The 15686-nt window shown below is 71.5% G+C and carries 16 protein-coding genes; 4 read left to right on the top strand and 12 right to left on the bottom strand.

What is annotated here, in order from left to right:
• Positions 1-273 precede the first annotated feature (273 nt).
• The 5 genes from VFZ92_RS39440 to dxr form a co-directional block, all read right to left on the bottom strand.
• Positions 274-2079 (bottom strand): penicillin-binding transpeptidase domain-containing protein, encoded by a 1806-nt coding sequence (locus VFZ92_RS39440; RefSeq protein WP_330882722.1) that lies wholly within the window; start codon positions 2077-2079, stop codon positions 274-276.
• 22 nt (positions 2080-2101) lie between these two features.
• Positions 2102-2956: a GNAT family N-acetyltransferase gene (locus VFZ92_RS39435; RefSeq protein ID WP_330882720.1), complete on the bottom strand. Its 855-nt coding sequence runs from the start codon at positions 2954-2956 to the stop codon at positions 2102-2104.
• A gap of 177 nt (positions 2957-3133) precedes the next feature.
• On the bottom strand, positions 3134-4288 hold the full coding sequence (gene ispG, locus VFZ92_RS39430) for a flavodoxin-dependent (E)-4-hydroxy-3-methylbut-2-enyl-diphosphate synthase (protein WP_330882718.1): 1155 nt from the start codon (positions 4286-4288) through the stop codon (positions 3134-3136).
• A gap of 13 nt (positions 4289-4301) precedes the next feature.
• Complete coding sequence (locus tag VFZ92_RS39425; protein WP_330882716.1) at positions 4302-5504, bottom strand: site-2 protease family protein; 1203 nt, start codon at positions 5502-5504, stop codon at positions 4302-4304.
• A 2-nt stretch (positions 5505-5506) separates the two neighbouring features.
• On the bottom strand, positions 5507-6769 hold the full coding sequence (gene dxr, locus VFZ92_RS39420; RefSeq protein ID WP_330882714.1) for a 1-deoxy-D-xylulose-5-phosphate reductoisomerase: 1263 nt from the start codon (positions 6767-6769) through the stop codon (positions 5507-5509).
• A gap of 157 nt (positions 6770-6926) precedes the next feature.
• On the opposite strand from dxr, the gene VFZ92_RS39415 reads away from it, so the two are divergent.
• Positions 6927-7193, top strand: coding sequence for a GlsB/YeaQ/YmgE family stress response membrane protein (locus tag VFZ92_RS39415; protein WP_259628091.1), 267 nt, complete (start codon positions 6927-6929; stop codon positions 7191-7193).
• 51 nt (positions 7194-7244) lie between these two features.
• Here VFZ92_RS39415 and VFZ92_RS39410 read toward each other — a convergent pair whose 3' ends face one another.
• Together VFZ92_RS39410 and VFZ92_RS39405 are read right to left on the bottom strand one after the other, a co-directional pair.
• Positions 7245-7895 carry a response regulator transcription factor gene (locus VFZ92_RS39410; RefSeq protein WP_330882712.1) on the bottom strand — a complete coding sequence of 217 codons (651 nt, stop codon included), beginning with the start codon at positions 7893-7895 and terminating at the stop codon, positions 7245-7247.
• Positions 7896-7901: 6 nt separating this feature from the next.
• The gene (locus tag VFZ92_RS39405) at positions 7902-9548 is read right to left on the bottom strand and encodes a sensor histidine kinase (RefSeq protein ID WP_330882710.1); all 1647 of its coding nucleotides are present in this window, start codon (positions 9546-9548) and stop codon (positions 7902-7904) included.
• Positions 9549-9733: 185 nt separating this feature from the next.
• Here VFZ92_RS39405 and VFZ92_RS39400 point away from each other — a divergent pair, with 185 nt between their 5' ends.
• The gene (locus VFZ92_RS39400) at positions 9734-9991 is read left to right on the top strand and encodes a DUF2631 domain-containing protein (RefSeq protein ID WP_330882708.1); all 258 of its coding nucleotides are present in this window, start codon (positions 9734-9736) and stop codon (positions 9989-9991) included.
• Positions 9992-10028: 37 nt separating this feature from the next.
• Here VFZ92_RS39400 and VFZ92_RS39395 read toward each other — a convergent pair whose 3' ends face one another.
• A complete protein-coding gene (locus VFZ92_RS39395) occupies positions 10029-10973 on the bottom strand; it encodes an NADP-dependent oxidoreductase (RefSeq protein WP_330882706.1) in 945 nt (314 codons plus the stop codon).
• Positions 10974-11144: 171 nt separating this feature from the next.
• On the opposite strand from VFZ92_RS39395, the gene VFZ92_RS39390 reads away from it, so the two are divergent.
• A complete protein-coding gene (locus VFZ92_RS39390) occupies positions 11145-11474 on the top strand; it encodes a helix-turn-helix domain-containing protein (protein WP_330882776.1) in 330 nt (109 codons plus the stop codon).
• 187 nt (positions 11475-11661) lie between these two features.
• On the opposite strand, the gene rlmN is transcribed toward VFZ92_RS39390, so the two are convergent.
• Positions 11662-12768, bottom strand: a complete 1107-nt coding sequence (gene rlmN, locus VFZ92_RS39385; RefSeq protein ID WP_330882704.1) for a 23S rRNA (adenine(2503)-C(2))-methyltransferase RlmN — start codon at positions 12766-12768, stop codon at positions 11662-11664.
• 129 nt (positions 12769-12897) lie between these two features.
• Between rlmN and VFZ92_RS39380 the strand changes: the two genes are divergently transcribed.
• The gene (locus VFZ92_RS39380) at positions 12898-13572 is read left to right on the top strand and encodes a PadR family transcriptional regulator (protein WP_330882702.1); all 675 of its coding nucleotides are present in this window, start codon (positions 12898-12900) and stop codon (positions 13570-13572) included.
• On the opposite strand, the gene VFZ92_RS39375 is transcribed toward VFZ92_RS39380, so the two are convergent.
• The 3 genes from VFZ92_RS39375 to VFZ92_RS39365 are packed head-to-tail and all read right to left on the bottom strand — an operon-like array spanning position 13573 to position 15652.
• Positions 13573-14556, bottom strand: coding sequence for an aldo/keto reductase (locus tag VFZ92_RS39375; protein ID WP_330882700.1), 984 nt, complete (start codon positions 14554-14556; stop codon positions 13573-13575).
• Between the two features lie 11 nt (positions 14557-14567).
• Positions 14568-15167, bottom strand: coding sequence for a hypothetical protein (locus VFZ92_RS39370; protein WP_330882697.1), 600 nt, complete (start codon positions 15165-15167; stop codon positions 14568-14570).
• Positions 15164-15652, bottom strand: a complete 489-nt coding sequence (locus VFZ92_RS39365; RefSeq protein WP_330882695.1) for a SigE family RNA polymerase sigma factor — start codon at positions 15650-15652, stop codon at positions 15164-15166. The genes VFZ92_RS39370 and VFZ92_RS39365 overlap by 4 nt, the downstream gene beginning before the upstream one ends.
• Positions 15653-15686 lie beyond the last annotated feature (34 nt).

Here is a 15686-nt window from a genome sequence, read left to right as displayed (position 1 = left end):
ACACTACGGCGCGAGACCGGTCGGGCGTCACGTGGTCGCCGCGCGGGAGCGACCACCCGCAGGCAGGCGGCCAGGGCGGCGGTCGCGAGCTGCTCGGCGCAGGTGACGAACGCCTCCAGGTCACCCAGGGAGCGGCGACCACCTCGCCCCGACCGGTGATCGAGATGTGCTCGCCCGCTCCCGCACGTCGGGCGTGCCCGGTGGCGTGGTGACGGGGTTCTCCCAGCCCGATCCGCTCCACCGGCACCGTGCGCCGCACCGGGAGCAGGTCGCTCAGCCCAACGCCCGCAGGAACTTCCCGGTCACCTCGATCGCGGGCACGGAGGAGTTCGCGCCCAGCACCAGGGTCGCGAAGGCCAGGTCGCCCCGGTACCCGACGAACCAGCCGTGGGAGTTGACGCCGTCGCCGAACTGGGCCGTGCCGGTCTTCCCGCGCACGTCCGGGATGTCGGCGAGGAGCTGGGCCGTGCCGACGTCCACCACCTCGCGCATCATCTGGCGGATCGGCTCCAGCACGGTCGGCGCGATGGTGGCCGAGCGGTGGTCGACCTTGGTCTCCTGGCCGCGCAGCAGGGAGGGGATGGGCTGCTCGCCCCTGGCGACGGTGGCCGCCACGACGGCCATGCCGAACGGGCTGGCCAGGACCTTGCCCTGGCCGAAGCCGTCCTCGGCGCGCTCCACGACGTCGGTCGCGGGCGGGACCGAGCCGGTGATCGTGGTGATGGCGGGGACCTCGAAGTCGACGCCGAGGCCGAGCTTGTCGGCGGTCTTGGTGAGGGCGTCGGCGGGCAGGCCCGCGGCGATCTCGGCGAACGTCGTGTTGCAGGAGAAGGCGAACGCGCTGTGCAGGGGGATGGTGCCCTTGTCGAAGTCGTGGTCGTTCGGCACGATCCGGCGGCCGTCGATGGTGGTCTTGCCGGGGCACGGCACGGCGGTGTCGGCCTGGACCTTGCCGTCCTCCAGCGCCGCGAGGGCCGAGACGATCTTGAACGTGGAGCCGGGGGCGAACTGGCCCGTGAGGGCGATGGCGCCCTGGACGTCGGCGGGCTCGTTCTGCGCCACGGCGAGGATGTCGCCGGTCGACGGCTGGATCGCCACGAGCATCGCGGCCTCCGGGAGCGGCTCCACGGCGTCCTCGGCCGCGACCTGCACCGCCTTGCTCAGCGCGGTCTTGACCGCCTCGGCGGGCTCGGACGCCTTCTCGTGCAGGCCCTCCAGCTCGTCGCCGCCCGCCGCCACGGTGTAGACGCGGAAGCCGGAACGGCCCGCGACCTGCTCCTCCACCGACTTGCGGATGGCGGGGAGGATCTGCGAACCGAACTTCTTCACCGGGGGCAGCAGGCTGGTCCGGGTGCTGAACCGGACGCCGGGCAGCTCGTAGATCTGCGGCTTGACCGCCTGGTAGTCAGCGTCGCGCAGCGCGGCCACCTGGTAGACCTGCCCCTCGGGCACCTTCGCCGCGCCGTCGGTGATCGACTGCTGGGTGATCGCCTTGTCGAACGGGGTCAGCGCGGTGGCCAGCGCCGCGGTGACGGCGGGCAGGTCGGTGATCTCCTTGCGGTCGAGCAGGATGGACACGACCGTTTCGGGCGCCAGCAGCGGTTCGCCCTCCCGGTCCAGGACCGGCGCGAGGTTCGGCGTGAGCTCCGCGAGGGCGAGGCTCTGCTGCGCGGCCAGCTTCGGGTGCACCAGCGACGGCAGCCAGTGGACCTTCCAGTCGTCGTCGTCCCGGCGCAGCTCGACCTTGCTCTGGTAGTTCCAGACGTGGTTGTGGCCGAGGTTCCAGTCGTAGGTGATGGTCGCGTCGGCCGTGCTGCCCTCGCCCTCCGCGTTGCGGACCTGCTCGACCTCGACGCTGACGGACTCCGGCTTCAGCGCGGCGCGGACCTTGTCCAGCAGGTCCTTCGCCTGACCCGGATCGTCGGTCATCGCCGCCGCGGCCTGCGTGTCACCGCTGGAGAGGTGGGCGAGGAAGTCCGAGGTGATCTGGTCGGGACCAGGCCTCGACTGGAACAGGCCGCAGCCGGTCACGACCAGCAGGGCGCTCAACACGACGGTCAACTCAGGGTTCACCCGCACGGCGGCAGTATGCCGCAACGCCTCAGAACAGCACCGTCGCGTACTGACCGACCTGGGTGAACCCGATCCGCTGGTAGGCCGACCTGGCGACCTCGTTGTACCCGTTGACGTAGAGGCTGGCGGTGCGGCCGAGGCCCCGGACCAGCCGGTCGGCGACCGTGGCGGTGCCCGCCGTTCCGATGCCGTGGCCACGGCGGTCCGGGCGGACCCACACGCCCTGGATCTGGCCGACCTTGCTGGACAGGGCACCGATCTCGGCCTTGAAGACGACCTCGCCGTTCTCGAACCTGGCGAACGCCCGCCCGCCCGCGATCAGCTCGGAGACCCTGGCCCGGTATCCCGCGCCGCCGTCCTCGGCGCAGGGGTCGACGCCGACCTCCTCGATGAACATGGCGATGGCCGCGGGGAGGTAGCGGTCCAGCTCCTCCGGCCGGACCGGGCGCACCAGCGGGTCGGGGGCGACGTCGGCGGCCTTGCCCAGCGCCATGAGCGGCTGGTCGTCGCGGACCTCGCGCGCGGGACCCCAGTCCGGCTGCAACTCCTGCCACAGCCCCAGCACCTGCTCGGCCGGGCCCACCAGCGAGGAGCACATGCGGCCCCGGCGCCTGGCGCGGTCCGCGAAGCTGCGCAGCGCGGACGGGTTGCCCTTCAGGGGGATGAGGTTGGGGCCCGCGAAGCAGAGGCCGTCGACCCGGCCGCCCCGGAGCGCCCGGTGGTCGCAGGCCCACACCTCGCCGCCGAGGCGCCACGGGTCGAGGCCCGCCACCTCGACCCGCGCGGCGACCATGCACGAGGCCACGGGATCGGCCTCCAGCAACCCGAGCACTTCGGGCAAGTCCCGTCCGTCCAACAGCCGCGCACCGGCCAACCTGAGCACGTCTCCCAGCCTGCCAGATGGACGGTGGATCGCGCTCGCCCCCGGTCGTGTCCCCTGGCTGGTCGACCGGGTTTTTCGCCGACGTCGGACGAACGCTCGATTCATCGATCGAGAATGCGAAAAAGAAATCGGCCACGCGACCGTGCGCGTGACCGATTCCCGGTGGAGCTGTTCCGGTCAGCTCACGCTGACCGCGGGCACCGAGCCCTCGACGGGCTCCATGTCCTCCGCGAGGCGCATGGCCTCCTCGATCAGGGTCTCCACGATCTGGTGCTCGGGAACGGTCTTGATGACCTTCCCCTTCACGAAGATCTGGCCCTTGCCGTTGCCGGAGGCGACACCCAGGTCGGCCTCGCGGGCCTCGCCGGGACCGTTCACGACGCAACCCATGACGGCCACGCGCAGCGGGACCTCCATGCCCTCCAGGCCTGCGGTCACCTGCTCGGCCAACGTGTAGACGTCGACCTGGGCGCGACCGCAGGACGGGCAGGACACGATCTCCAGCTTGCGCGGGCGCAGGTTGAGCGACTGGAGGATCTGGATGCCCACCTTGACCTCCTCCACCGGAGGGGCCGAGAGGGACACGCGGATGGTGTCGCCGATCCCCTGGCGGAGCAGCGCGCCGAACGCGACGGCGGACTTGATCGTGCCCTGGAACGCGGGACCGGCTTCCGTGACGCCGAGGTGCAGCGGGTAGTCGCACTGCTCAGCGAGGATCTCGTACGCGCGGATCATGACGACCGGGTCGTTGTGCTTGACCGAGATCTTGATGTCGTGGAAGTCGTGCTCGGCGAACAGCGACGCCTCCCACAGCGCCGACTCGGCCAGCGCCTCGGGCGTGGCCTTGCCGTGCTTGGCCATGAGGCGCGGGTCGAGCGACCCCGCGTTGACGCCGATGCGGATCGGCGTGCCGTGGTCCTTCGCGGCGGCCGCGATCTCCTTGACCTGGTCGTCGAACTTGCGGATGTTGCCGGGGTTCACCCGAACGGCCGCACAGCCCGCCTCGATGGCCGCGAAGACGTACTTCGGCTGGAAGTGGATGTCCGCGATGACCGGGATCTGCGACTTCCTGGCGATGGCGGGCAGCGCGTCCGCGTCGTCCTGCGAGGGGCAGGCGACGCGGACGATGTCGCAGCCGGACGCGGTCAGCTCCGCGATCTGCTGGAGCGTCGCGTTGACGTCCGAGGTCAGGGTCGTGGTCATCGACTGCACCGACACCGGGAACTCGCTGCCGACGCCTACCGAGCCCACCATGAGCTGCCGGGTCTTTCGACGATCGGACAACACCGGCGGCGGCAATGCCGGCATACCGAGCATGACGCCGTCACTCATGGAATAGCACCTCTCACTGGGGAAGTCTGATGGGGTTGACGAGGTCGGCGGTCACGGTCAACAGCGTGATGCCGCCACCGATGAAGATGACGAAGTAGGTGAGCGGGAGGAGCCGCATGTAGTTCACGGGCCCGCCCGCGGGCTTGCCGCGGAGCTTGCGGAGCCAGTCTCGCACCCGCTCGTAGAGGTTGACCGCGATGTGCCCACCATCGAGTGGAAGTAGCGGCAGGAGGTTGAAAACACCGACGAAGAAGTTCAGGCCCGCGAGCATCAGCAGGAAGAACTGCCAGAGGCCCTGCTCGGCCGCGTCACCGCCGAGCCTGCTGGCCCCGACGACGCTCACCGGGGACTCCAGGTCGCGCTCCCCGCCGCCGATGGCCTTGACCACGGCCGGGATCTTCTCCGGGAACTTGAGCAGGCCCTTCCAGGTGTTCTCGAACATCGTGCCGGTGAACGCGGTGGCACCGCCGATCGCGGTGATCGGGTTGTACTCGAAGTTGGACCGCCAGGCGACGCCGATCGCGCCGACCTCGCGCGTCTCCGTGGAGCCGTCGGCCTTCCGGTACTCGCGGGTGACCTTCGGGACGTCCATCGTGACCTTGAGCTCCTGGCCGTCGCGCAGGACGGTGAACTCGGTCGGGCCGCCGCGCTGCTGGGTCTTCGCCAGCAGGTCCTGCCACGTCGGCGTGGCCTCGCCCGCGACGGCGACGATCTGGTCGTCCGGCCGGATGCCCGCGCTCTTCGCGGGGGCCGGGGCGCCGGGGGCGCACGCCGCGTCCGTGGCGCCGCTCTGCACGCAGTCGCTGATCGACGCGATGATCGGCTCGTTCTTCAGGTTGGGCAGGCCCATGGTCGCGGCCATCGCGTAGAGCACGACGAAACCCACGATGAAGTGGGTGATCGAGCCCGCCGAGAGCACCACCACGCGCTTCCAGGTCTTCTGCTTGTAGAAGGCGCGGGGGGCGTCGTCGGGGTGCACCTCCTCCAGCGCGGTCATGCCGGTGATCTCGCAGAACCCGCCTGCGGGGATCGCCTTCAGGCCGTACTCGGTCTCGCCCTTGCGGAACGACCAGATCTTCGGCCCGAACCCGATGAAGTAGCGGGTCACCTTCATGCCGAACGCCTTGGCGGTCAGCAGGTGGCCGAACTCGTGCAAGGCGATGGAGACGCCGATGAGCAGCGCGAACAGCACGATGCCCAGGATGTTGACGACCACGTTCAGTCCCTTCCAGACTCCACCGAAGTGGCCACGAGTTCCCGTGCTCGCGCGCGCGCCCAGTCCTCGGCCGCCAGCACCTCGGCGACGTCGGCGGGCTCGTGCGCCCATCCGTCCGCCTCGGCGAGCACTCGCGAGACAGTGTCCACGATGGAGGTGAAAGCCGTGTTGCCACCGAGGAAGACGTCGACGGCCTCCTCGTTCGCCGCGTTGTAGACGGCGGGCAGGCAGCCGCCCGTCGACCCCGCGTGGCGGGCCAGCTCGACCGCGGGGAAGGTGTCGCCGTCCAGCGGTTCGAACGTCCACGCCGTCGCCACTTCGAAGCTACACCGCCGTGCGGCGCCGGGGACGCGGTCCGGCCAGCCGAGGCCGAGCGCGATCGGCAGCTTCATGTCCGGCGGGCTGGCCTGCGCGAGCGTGGAGCCGTCGGTGAAGGCGACCATGGAGTGCACGACCGACTGCGGGTGCACGACCACGTCGATCCGGTCGTAGGGGATGCCGAACAGCAGGTGCGCCTCGATCAGCTCCAGCCCCTTGTTGATCAGGGTGGCCGAGTTGATGGTGATCACCGGGCCCATCGCCCACGTCGGGTGCGCCATCGCCTCCGCCGCGGTCACGCTCGCCAGCTCGGCGCGGGTGCGACCGCGGAACGGGCCGCCGGACGCGGTCAGGACCAGCCGGTCCACCTCGTCGGTCCGGCCGCCGCGCAGGCACTGCGCGAGCGCGGAGTGCTCGGAGTCGACGGAGACGAGCTGCCCCGGCTTGGCGGCGTTGAGCACGAGCGGGCCGCCCGCGATCAGCGACTCCTTGTTCGCCAGCGCCAGCAGCGCGCCGGTGTCCAGCGCCCGCAGCGTCGGCTCCAGGCCGCGCGACCCGGTGATGGCGTTGAGCACCACGTCGGCGGGCGTCGAGTCGATGAGGTCGAGCACGGCGGACGGCCCGGCGAAGACGCGCGGCATCCGGAACCCGCCCCTGCTGTAGCCGCGGCGCTGGGCCTCGGCGTAGAGGGCGAGCGTCACGTCCTCCGCGGCCGTGGCGCGCGTCACGGCGACCGCGCCGACGCCGAACTCGACCGCCTGGCGGGCCAGCGCGGCGGGGTCGGCCCCGCCGGCGGCGATGCCCGCGACGGTGAACCGGTCGCGGTTCGCGGCGATGACGTCGAGGGCCTGGGTGCCGACCGAGCCGGTCGACCCGAGGAGGAGCACCGAGCGTGCGGCCGTGGTGAGCTGCGACGCCGGTCGTGGAGCTTGCGCGGAGGAGTCCATCACCGTCCATTGTCCCGGAAGCGACCTGATGGACCGCATGGCGGTACTCAGGTCACAGAATGATAAATCAGGCGTAGGGCGATCAGAACCAGGGCATTCCATCCCCGAACGCCGCGGGGGACAAGCCCGTCGCGGCCACGCTGGAAGGAGAGCCCCCGTGGGCATCTTGGGCTGGATCGTCCTGGGTCTTATCGCGGGTGCCATCGCCAAGGCGATCATGCCGGGCAAGGACCCCGGCGGCATCATCGTCACGATGCTGATCGGCATCGTCGGCGCCATCCTCGGTGGCTTCATCGGCCGCGCGCTGTTCAACAGCGACATCAACAACTTCTTCGACCTGAGCACGTGGCTGCTGGCCATCCTCGGCTCGCTGGTGCTGCTGGGCATCTACCGGCTGGTCACCGGTCGGCGCGCACACGCCTGACCCAGTCCCGCGACGAGGGCCGTCCCCACCGGGGGCGGCCCTCGTCGCGCGTCAGCCCGCCAGTCCGGCGTCCCTGGCCAGCAGCGCGGCCTGCACCCGGTTGGTCAGCCCGAGCTTCGCGAGCAGCCTGCTCACGTAGGTCTTCACCGTCGCCTCGCTCATGTGCAGCCGCTGCCCGACGTCGGCGTTCGACATCCCGAGGCCCAGCAGCGCCAGCACCTCGACCTCGCGCTCGGTGAGCCCCTCGACCTGCCGCTTGGCCTCCTGCCGCCGAGGCTGCCCGGCGTGGGCCACCATCCCGACGACCCGGCTGGTCACCATGGGTGACAGGTAGGCCTCGCCCGCGTGGACCGCTCGGACGGCCCTGAGCAGCTCCTCCGGCGCGGAGTCCTTCAGCAGGAACCCGGCGGCCCCCTCGGACAGGGCCCGGACGATGTTGTCGTCCTCACCGAACGTGGTCAGCATCACCACCCGCACCGACGGGGCCACCGACTTCAGCTCGCGGGCGGCGGCCAGCCCGTCCATCCTCGGCATCCGGATGTCCAGCACGGCCACGTCGACGCGCCGCTCCAGGGCGATCCGGACCGCCTCTCGCCCGTCGCCCGCCTCGGCGACCAGCTCGATGTCGGCCGCGGTGCCCAGGATGGCCTTGATGCCCGCCCTCATCAGCGGTTCGTCGTCGGCGATCAAGACCCGGATCACGCTCACTCAGATCCTCTGCATGTGGGAGTTCTTCTCGACGACCCTGCCGTCCGCGAAGCAGAACCGCAGGACGAGCTGACCGCCGGAGGTGTAGGTCTGCTGGTCCGACAGACGGTATTCGCACGTGGAACCCGGCGGCTCGGGGGCCGACCTGTCGCGCAGGTCCCCGACCGCCGCGGACGAGCCCCCGCTCTGGAGGTGCGCCCGCACCTCGGCCTCCGGCTGGCCGGTGTACACCGAGTCGTAGAACGACCTCTGCACCACGTTCGTCACGGGCTGGAGGCCGATCCAGGTGTAGCCGCCGACGACGACCAGCACCACCAGGCCCGCCGCGACGATCGACCCGACCCCGGCCCACTTCCGCACGCCGGACCGCGCCATCGAGGCCTCGGCCACCAGCACCTCGTGGCTGTCGTCCGGCTCCTCGGCGACGGTGGTGTCCTCGTACGGCAGCACGGCGGCGATCCGGAACCCACCGGCGGGCAGCGGTCCCACGTGCAGCAGGCCGCCGGCCACCCGCACCCGCTCCCCCAGGCCGATCAGCCCCACACCGGGACCGCCGTCGACGACCCCCGGCCGCGGCGGGTTGTTGCGCACCTCCACCACCAGCGCGTCCGGCTCGTACTTCACCGTCACCTGCACGCTCGCCCCCGGCGCGTGCTTGTTGGCGTTGGTGAGCCCCTCCTGCGCCACCCGGTAGGCGGCGTGGCTCACCTTGGACGGCAGCGGGCAGGCGACCCCGCCGCGCACCAGGCTGACCCGCACCCCGGCCCGCCGGGCACCGTCGACCAGCTCGTCGATCGCCTCGACGGTCCGCCGCGCCAGGTCCTCCTCCGGCGGGTCGTCGCGCCGCAGCACGCCGATGACCCCGCGCAGCTCCTCCATGCCGGTCAGCGCGGCGCTGCGCAGGACCTGCACGGCCTCCCGCTGCCTCTCCCCCAGTTCGCCGTCGAGGGCGAGCGCCCCGGCGTGCACCGAGATCAGGCTCAGCCGGTGCCCCAGGCTGTCGTGCATGTCCTGCGCGATCCGGTTCCGCTCCCGCAGCCGGACCTGCCTGGTCAGCATCGCCCGTTCCCGGCGCATCCGCTCCTCGCGCTCCTGGAGCGCGGCGACGAGGGCGTTGCGCTGCGAGATGTACCGCCCCACCAGGAACGGCAGCGCGACCACCATGCCGTAGACGGTCAGCATCACGAACGACCCGAAGAACCCGCTGAGGCCGGGGACACCGCCCTCCCACTGGAGCATGTGCAGCGCGAGCCCGAGCACGGCGGTCAGCAGCGCCCGCTGCCACGACGTGATCCGGTGGCCCGCCGAGTAGGCCACCACGACCATCAGCGCGACGCCGCCGATGTCGGTGCCGAACACCACCAGCAGCGTGATCAGCAGCGTCAGCGCCGGGAAGGCCAGCCGCAGCGCGTACAGGGCGGCGAACAGCAGCGTGAGCCCCACCAGCGTCCACCCGGAGGGGTGCTCGTCGCTCAGCCAGCCGGGCAGCAGGTCGAGCACCAGCACGAAGGCGAGCCCGAGGACCTCGCTGCCGACCCGCCACGGCGTCACCCGCCGAACCCGGTCGACGGCGTCGCGCAGGTAGGCGACCGGCCACTGGCGAACCCCGGTGAACTCGGGCAGGAACCGCTGCACGACGGTAGTCACACCCCCAAACTACGAGACCGGCCCCGATCTGTCGGCGCTCGTTCGTCGCTTCGCCGCACGACGAAAGTTGACCGGTCACCCGGTGGCGGGGCGACCCCGGTCACACCGGGCACCACCCCCGGCCCGGCCCGCCCCCGTGTGCGAAAATCTTCCCGTACCACCGGATCAGGAAGGTCGTGGCTGCTGTGTCTTCGTCTACGGAGCTGGACAAGCGTCCGGCTGTCGACGTCCACGACGAGCCGTCCGCCGAGTGGGGTTGGCACGGGTCCTTCCCGAAGGCCGTCCGCGTCGCGGGCTGGGCCTCGACCGTCGGCGTCTTCGGCCTCCTCATCGGCAACCACCACGGCCGCACCGAGGACCTGTTCCTGGTGATCATCGGTGTCAGCATGATCGCCATGCTGGTCCGCGACCAGGTGCGCAGCCGCACGTCCTGGCGCCGCTAGCGGTCCGGTGGGACGGGCCGGAGCGGCCCGTCCCCGCTCACCCGGCCACGGACAGCACGATCTTCCCGGTGCTGCGTCCGGTCTCCCCCAGCTCGTGCGCCTTGCCCGCGTCGGCGAGCGGCAGCACGGCCTCGATCTCGACGCGGATCCTCCCGGCGTCCACCAGCGCGGCGATCTCGGTCAGCGCGGCGCCGTCCGGCTCGACGAGGAACGGCGTGGACCGCACCCCGGCCTCCTCCGCCGCCTCGGCGACGCCCTCCAGCAGCCCGCTGGGAACGGCCACCAGCAGACCTCCGCGCCGCAGGGTCCGGACCGACCGGATCGCGTTGTCACCGCCGACCAGGTCCAGGACGACGTCGACGTCGGACACGACGTCCTCGAACCTGGTCGTCCGGTAGTCCACGACCTCGTCGGCCCCGATGGACCTCAGGAACCCGTGCTTCCCGGCGCTCGCCGTCCCGATCACGTGCGCGCCCCTGGCCTTCGCGATCTGCACCGCCAGGTGCCCCACCCCACCGGCCGCGGCGTGCACGAGCACCCGCTGGCCCGCCTCGACGTGCGCCGTGTCCACCAGCGCCTGCCACGCCGTGAGCACGGCCAGCGGGAGGGCCGCCGCCTCGACGTGCGACAGGCTCGCGGGCTTGAGCGCGAACTGGCGCGAGGGGGCGGTCACGTACTCCGCGTAGGCGGACGCCGCGCGCGGGAACCACGGCATGCCGTACACCTCGTCGCCGGGCTTGAGCGTCGTGACGCCGAACCCGACCTCCTCGACGACGCCGGACACGTCCCAGCCGAGGATGAACGGCGGGGCGCCGAGGACACCCGACATCCCTCCGCCCGCGCGGGTCTTCCAGTCGACGGGGTTGACGCCGGCGGCGTGCACCTGGACGAGGACCTCGGTCGGGAGCGGGCTCGGCCGGTCGACCTCCGAGAGGACCAAGACCTCCGGGCCACCGACCGTCTGCTGCGTGATCGCTTTCATGCACCCATCGTCAGACACCCGGTACCCACACGCAACCAGGCACCTTCTTCTGCCCTAGGTACCTCTGGGAAACCAGGGCTGACGTGGTACAACTTTGAGGTGGACACACCCTGCACCCCCACCACCCGCGACGTCTACCTCAAGCAGTGCCCGTGCCGGGAAGTGCTGGACATGGTCGCGAGCAAGTGGACCGCGCTCGCGATCGGCGCGCTGGAGGACGGGCCGCAGCGGTTCGGCGAGGTGCGCCGCAAGGTCGAGGGCATCACGCAGAAGATGCTCACCCAGACGCTGCGCACGCTGACCCGCGACGGATTGATCACCCGAACGGTGTACCCCACCGTTCCGCTGCGGGTCGAGTACGAGCTGACGCCGCTGGGCCGGAGCCTGGTCGAGCCGCTCAGGGCCCTGCGCGACTGGTCGGAGCACCACATCGACCTGATCCAGTCGGCGCGCGCCGACTACGACGTGACGATCGCGGCGGACACGGTCCCCGTGCGCTGAACAGGTCTTTTCGCGGATTTCCAGCACCTGTTCCACCCGGTGGGCACTGTTGCGCACACCACCACGGGTCAGTTGACCCGCACCCGCGCAGCAGCAGGCGTTCCGGCCCGCCAACCACGTCGCCCGTCGTCGCGTGCGTGGACGTCCACCGCGTAGCCGGCCCGGACGAGGGCCGCACGGCGCGGAGTCAGCCCTCCGCCGCCAACTGCCCGCACGCCGCCGCGATCTCCTGACCTCGGGTGTCGCGCACCGTGCACGTCACGCCCTGCGCCTCGACCCGGCGCACGAACTCCCGCTCGACCGGCTTCGGGGACGCGTCCCACTTCGACCCCGGAGTCGGGTTCAGCGGGATCAGGTTCACGTGCACCAGCGGGCCCAGGTGCTTGCGGAGCAGCTTGCCCAGCATGTCCGCGCGCCAGCCCTGGTCGTTGATGTCGCGGATCAGCGCGTACTCGATGGACACGCGGCGGCCGGTCTTGTCCGCGTACCCGCGCGCGGCCTCCATGACCTCGGACACCTTCCACCGGGTGTTGACCGGCACCAGCGTGTCGCGCAGCTCGTCGTCCGGCGTGTGCAGCGACACCGCGAGCCGGACGTGCAGGCCCTCCTCCGTCATGCGCTTGATCGCGGGCACGAGGCCGACGGTCGACACGGTGACGGACCGCTGCGAGATCCCGAGGCCGTCCGGCGCGGGGTCGCAGATGCGGTGCACGGCTTCGATCACGCGCTTGTAGTTGGCGAGCGGCTCGCCCATGCCCATGAAGACGATGTTCGACAGCCTGCCCGGACCACCGGGCAGCTCGCCGTCGCGCATGGCGGCGGCGCCGCGGCGGACCTGGTCGACGATCTCCGCCGTCGACAGGTTGCGCTGGAGACCGCCCTGGCCTGTGGCGCAGAACGGGCACGCCATGCCGCAGCCCGCCTGGCTGGAGATGCACAGGGTGGCGCGGTCCGGGTAGCGCATGAGGACGCTCTCGACGAGCGTGCCGTCGTGCGCCTTCAGCAGCGTCTTGCGGGTCGTGCCGTCGTCGCAGGCCACCGACCGGATCTCGGTGAACAGCGGCGGCATCAGGTCCGCGACCAGCGCTTCGCGCGTGGCGGCCGGGATGTCGGTCATGGCGGCCGGGTCGACCGTCAGCCTGCCGAAGTAGTGGTTCGACAGCTGCGCGGCCCGGAAGGGCTTTTCGCCCAGCGCGGCGACGGCTTCTCGACGCCCTTCGGCGGAGAGGTCGGCCAGGTGGCGCGGGGGAAGGCCGCGCTTGGGTGCGTCGAAGACGAGGGGGAGGGCAGTCATAGCACCTACCAGTGTCCCACGGCCCGGTGGGTGCTCCCGACCACTCTTCCGACAGTCGTCGTTGCATCGCGATACGTTCCGATATATCGTTAGCTCGTACCTACCGATACCAGTGCGAGGAGCAGTCCGATGCGAAACCCCTTCAACCACGACCACCACGGTCACCGGCACCACCGTTCCGGCGGGTTCGACGACCCGCGCCGCGGCTTCGGCGGCGGCTTCGCGGGTCCGCCGCGGCCCCCGTTCCCGCCCGACGCCGAGGTGCCCTTCCCCCCTGGCCCCCCGTGGGGCCGTGGCGGCGGCAGGCGCGGCGGGCCGCACCACGGCGGCAGGCAGCGGCGCGGCAACGTCCGCGCGGCACTGCTGGCGCTGCTGGCCGAGAGGCCGATGCACGGCTACGAGATGATCCAGGAACTGGGCCAGCGCACCGACGGCGTGTGGCGGCCGAGCCCCGGCTCGGTCTACCCGACGCTCCAGATGCTGGCCGACGAGGGCCTGGTCACGTCCACCGAGGAAGCGGGCGGCAAGAAGCTGTTCACGCTCACCGAGGCGGGCACGGCCGAGGCGGCCAAGAGCGAGGGCGCGACCCCGTGGGAACAGGTCAACGACGAGGTCGACGTCGTGTCCGCGAAGCTCCTCACGGCGTCGCGGCACCTCGGGTCCGCGATGCAGCAGATGGCGCACGCGGGCACCAGGGAGCAGAAGGGCAGGGCCGTCGAGGTCCTCAACGAGGCCCGTCGCAAGATCTACGCGATCCTGGGCGAGCTGGACGTCGAAGAGGACACCGACAGCCCTTCGGAGTGACTACCAGCGGTCGTGCACGTGCGGCCGCACCAGTTCGTCGTAGACGGCCGCGACCTCGGCCAGCGCCTCGGGGGTGAGGGGCGCGAGGTCGGCCGCCGCGACGTTGCCGCGAGCCTGCTCGGCGTTGCGCGCGCCGGGGATCACGACGGTGACACCCGGCTGGTCCACGATCCAGCGCAGCGCGAACTGGGCGAGCGTCGCGCCCGCGGGTACCAGCGGGCGCAGCCGCTCGACGGCCTCCAGGCCCACCTCGAACGGCACGCCGGAGAACGTCTCACCCTGGTCGAACGCCTCACCGTGGCGGTTGTACGTGCGGTGGTCGTCCTCGCCGAACGTCGTCGCGGCGGTGTACCGCCCCGACAGCAGGCCGGACGCCAGCGGCACCCGCGCGATGATCCCCACCCCGGCCTCGGCCGCCGCCGGGAGCACCCGCTCCAGCGGCTTGAGGCGGAAGGCGTTCAGGATGATCTGCACGCTCACCACGTTCGGCCGCGCGATGGCCAGCAGCGCCTCCTCGACCGTCTCGACGCTCACGCCGTAGGCGGCGATCCGCTTGGCCCCCACCAGCTCGTCGAGGCTGTCGAACACCTCGTCGGTCGAGTACACCGGCGTCGGCGGGCAGTGCAGCTGCACGAGGTCGATCGTGTCCACGCCCAGGTTCGCCCGCGACCGGTCGTTCCAGGCGAGGAAGTTCTCGCGGGTGTAGTTCTCCGGCACCTGCTCGACGCGGCGACCCATCTTCGTCGCGACGAAGACGTCCGAGTCGGCGCGTTCCCGCAGGAACTGGCCGACCAGCTTCTCGCTGCGACCGTCGCCGTACACGTCGGCGGTGTCGAAGAAGGTCACACCCGCGTCGGCGGCGGCGTGGAGGAGGGCGATGCCGTCACCCTCCTCCACCTGCCCCCAGTCGCCCCCGAGCTGCCAGCAGCCGAGCCCGATGACGCCGACGGGGCGTCCGATCCTGTTCGCGTTCCGGTTCTCCACGAAACGCGATCCTACGGTTGTCCGGCCTTCCTGGCGTACCGGCCGAGTTCACCTCCCGCCCCGTCGTAGAAGGTCAGCAGCTCGCCGCTGATCCCGATCCGCACGGCCTCGTCCAGCACCCGGTCGTTGGGCACGTTCGAGCAGCGGACGACCGTGGAGGGGCCGAGCCACGCGGAGAACCCACCGCCGGGCTCGACCCGGTACGCCAACGACGCCGAGTTGCAGCCGTCCGCCACGCTCCCGGTGCCGTCGCGGCCGAACTCGACCGCCGGTGCCCGCGTGTCCGAGCCGCGATCGGCGCCCGACAGGTCGAACCCGGTGATGGACACCGGTTCCCACCGCCCGACCAACGCGGGCACGGCCGTGTTCGACGCCGGTGCTCCCGACGACGGGGCCGCCGAGGTCGACGTGGCCGTCCGCACGCCGCCGGTCCCGCTCACCACCGCGCCCCCCACCAGCCCCGCCCCCACGACGAGCGCCGCGCCCGCGACGCTCGCCCGCTGCCGTCCGCGCCGAACCCGGCGCACCACGGTTTCGGCCAACCCGTCCACCGCGGACGCGTGGCGCGCGCGCTCGGCCAACGTGTCCCGCAGCTCCTCTTCGACGCTCACCTGACCGCTCCCCTCGTCCGCGTCCAACCGACTCTCAACGTCCCCAGCGCGCGGGACGCCTGCGACCGCACGGTGCTCTCGGCGCAGCCCAGCAACGCACCGATGGCGGCGTCGTCGAGGTCCTCGTAGAACCGCAGCACCAGCACCGCGCGCTGCTTGCGCGGCAGTTCCCCCAGCGCCTGCCACATCTCGGCCTGCGCGGCGACGCCGTCGGAGTGGTCGGCCACCGAAGCGGCACCCCGCTCGACCACCGCGGCCTCGGCGGGGGTCTCGGCCGCCGACCGCCGCCTCCGCCAGTCCAGATGTGCGTTCACCATGGTGCGGCGCACGTACGCGTCCGGCTCGCGCAGGCGCGACCACCGCCGGTAGGCCTTCATCAGCGCTGTCTGCACCAGGTCCTCGCCGAGGTGGGCATCCCCCGCCAACAGGTAGCCGAGGCGCTGCAGAGCGGGACCGCGCGTCCTGACGTACTCGATGAACTCCATTCGCCCTCCCCCACCATGACGAGACGGGGACGGC

Origin of the sequence: Umezawaea sp. (assembly GCF_036375055.1) — a bacterium.
Taxonomy (GTDB): Bacteria; Actinomycetota; Actinomycetes; order Mycobacteriales; family Pseudonocardiaceae; genus Umezawaea.
The sequence above is the reverse complement of the archived record's forward strand: the minus strand, read 5'-3'. Positions and strand labels throughout refer to the sequence as shown.

Bases quoted from the DNA above. Each gene is read 5' to 3' on its own strand.
- VFZ92_RS39395 (WP_330882706.1), bottom strand. From the start codon at position 10,973: ATGAAAGCGATCACGCAGCAGACGGTCGGTGGCCCGGAGGTCTTGGTC.
- VFZ92_RS39365 (WP_330882695.1), bottom strand. From the start codon at position 15,652: ATGGAGTTCATCGAGTACGTCAGGACGCGCGGTCCCGCTCTGCAGCGC.
- dxr (WP_330882714.1), bottom strand. From the start codon at position 6,769: ATGGACTCCTCCGCGCAAGCTCCACGACCGGCGTCGCAGCTCACCACG.
- VFZ92_RS39380 (WP_330882702.1), top strand. From the start codon at position 12,898: ATGCGAAACCCCTTCAACCACGACCACCACGGTCACCGGCACCACCGT.
- rlmN (WP_330882704.1), bottom strand. From the start codon at position 12,768: ATGACTGCCCTCCCCCTCGTCTTCGACGCACCCAAGCGCGGCCTTCCC.
- ispG (WP_330882718.1), bottom strand. From the start codon at position 4,288: ATGAGTGACGGCGTCATGCTCGGTATGCCGGCATTGCCGCCGCCGGTG.
- VFZ92_RS39390 (WP_330882776.1), top strand. From the start codon at position 11,145: ATGGTCGCGAGCAAGTGGACCGCGCTCGCGATCGGCGCGCTGGAGGAC.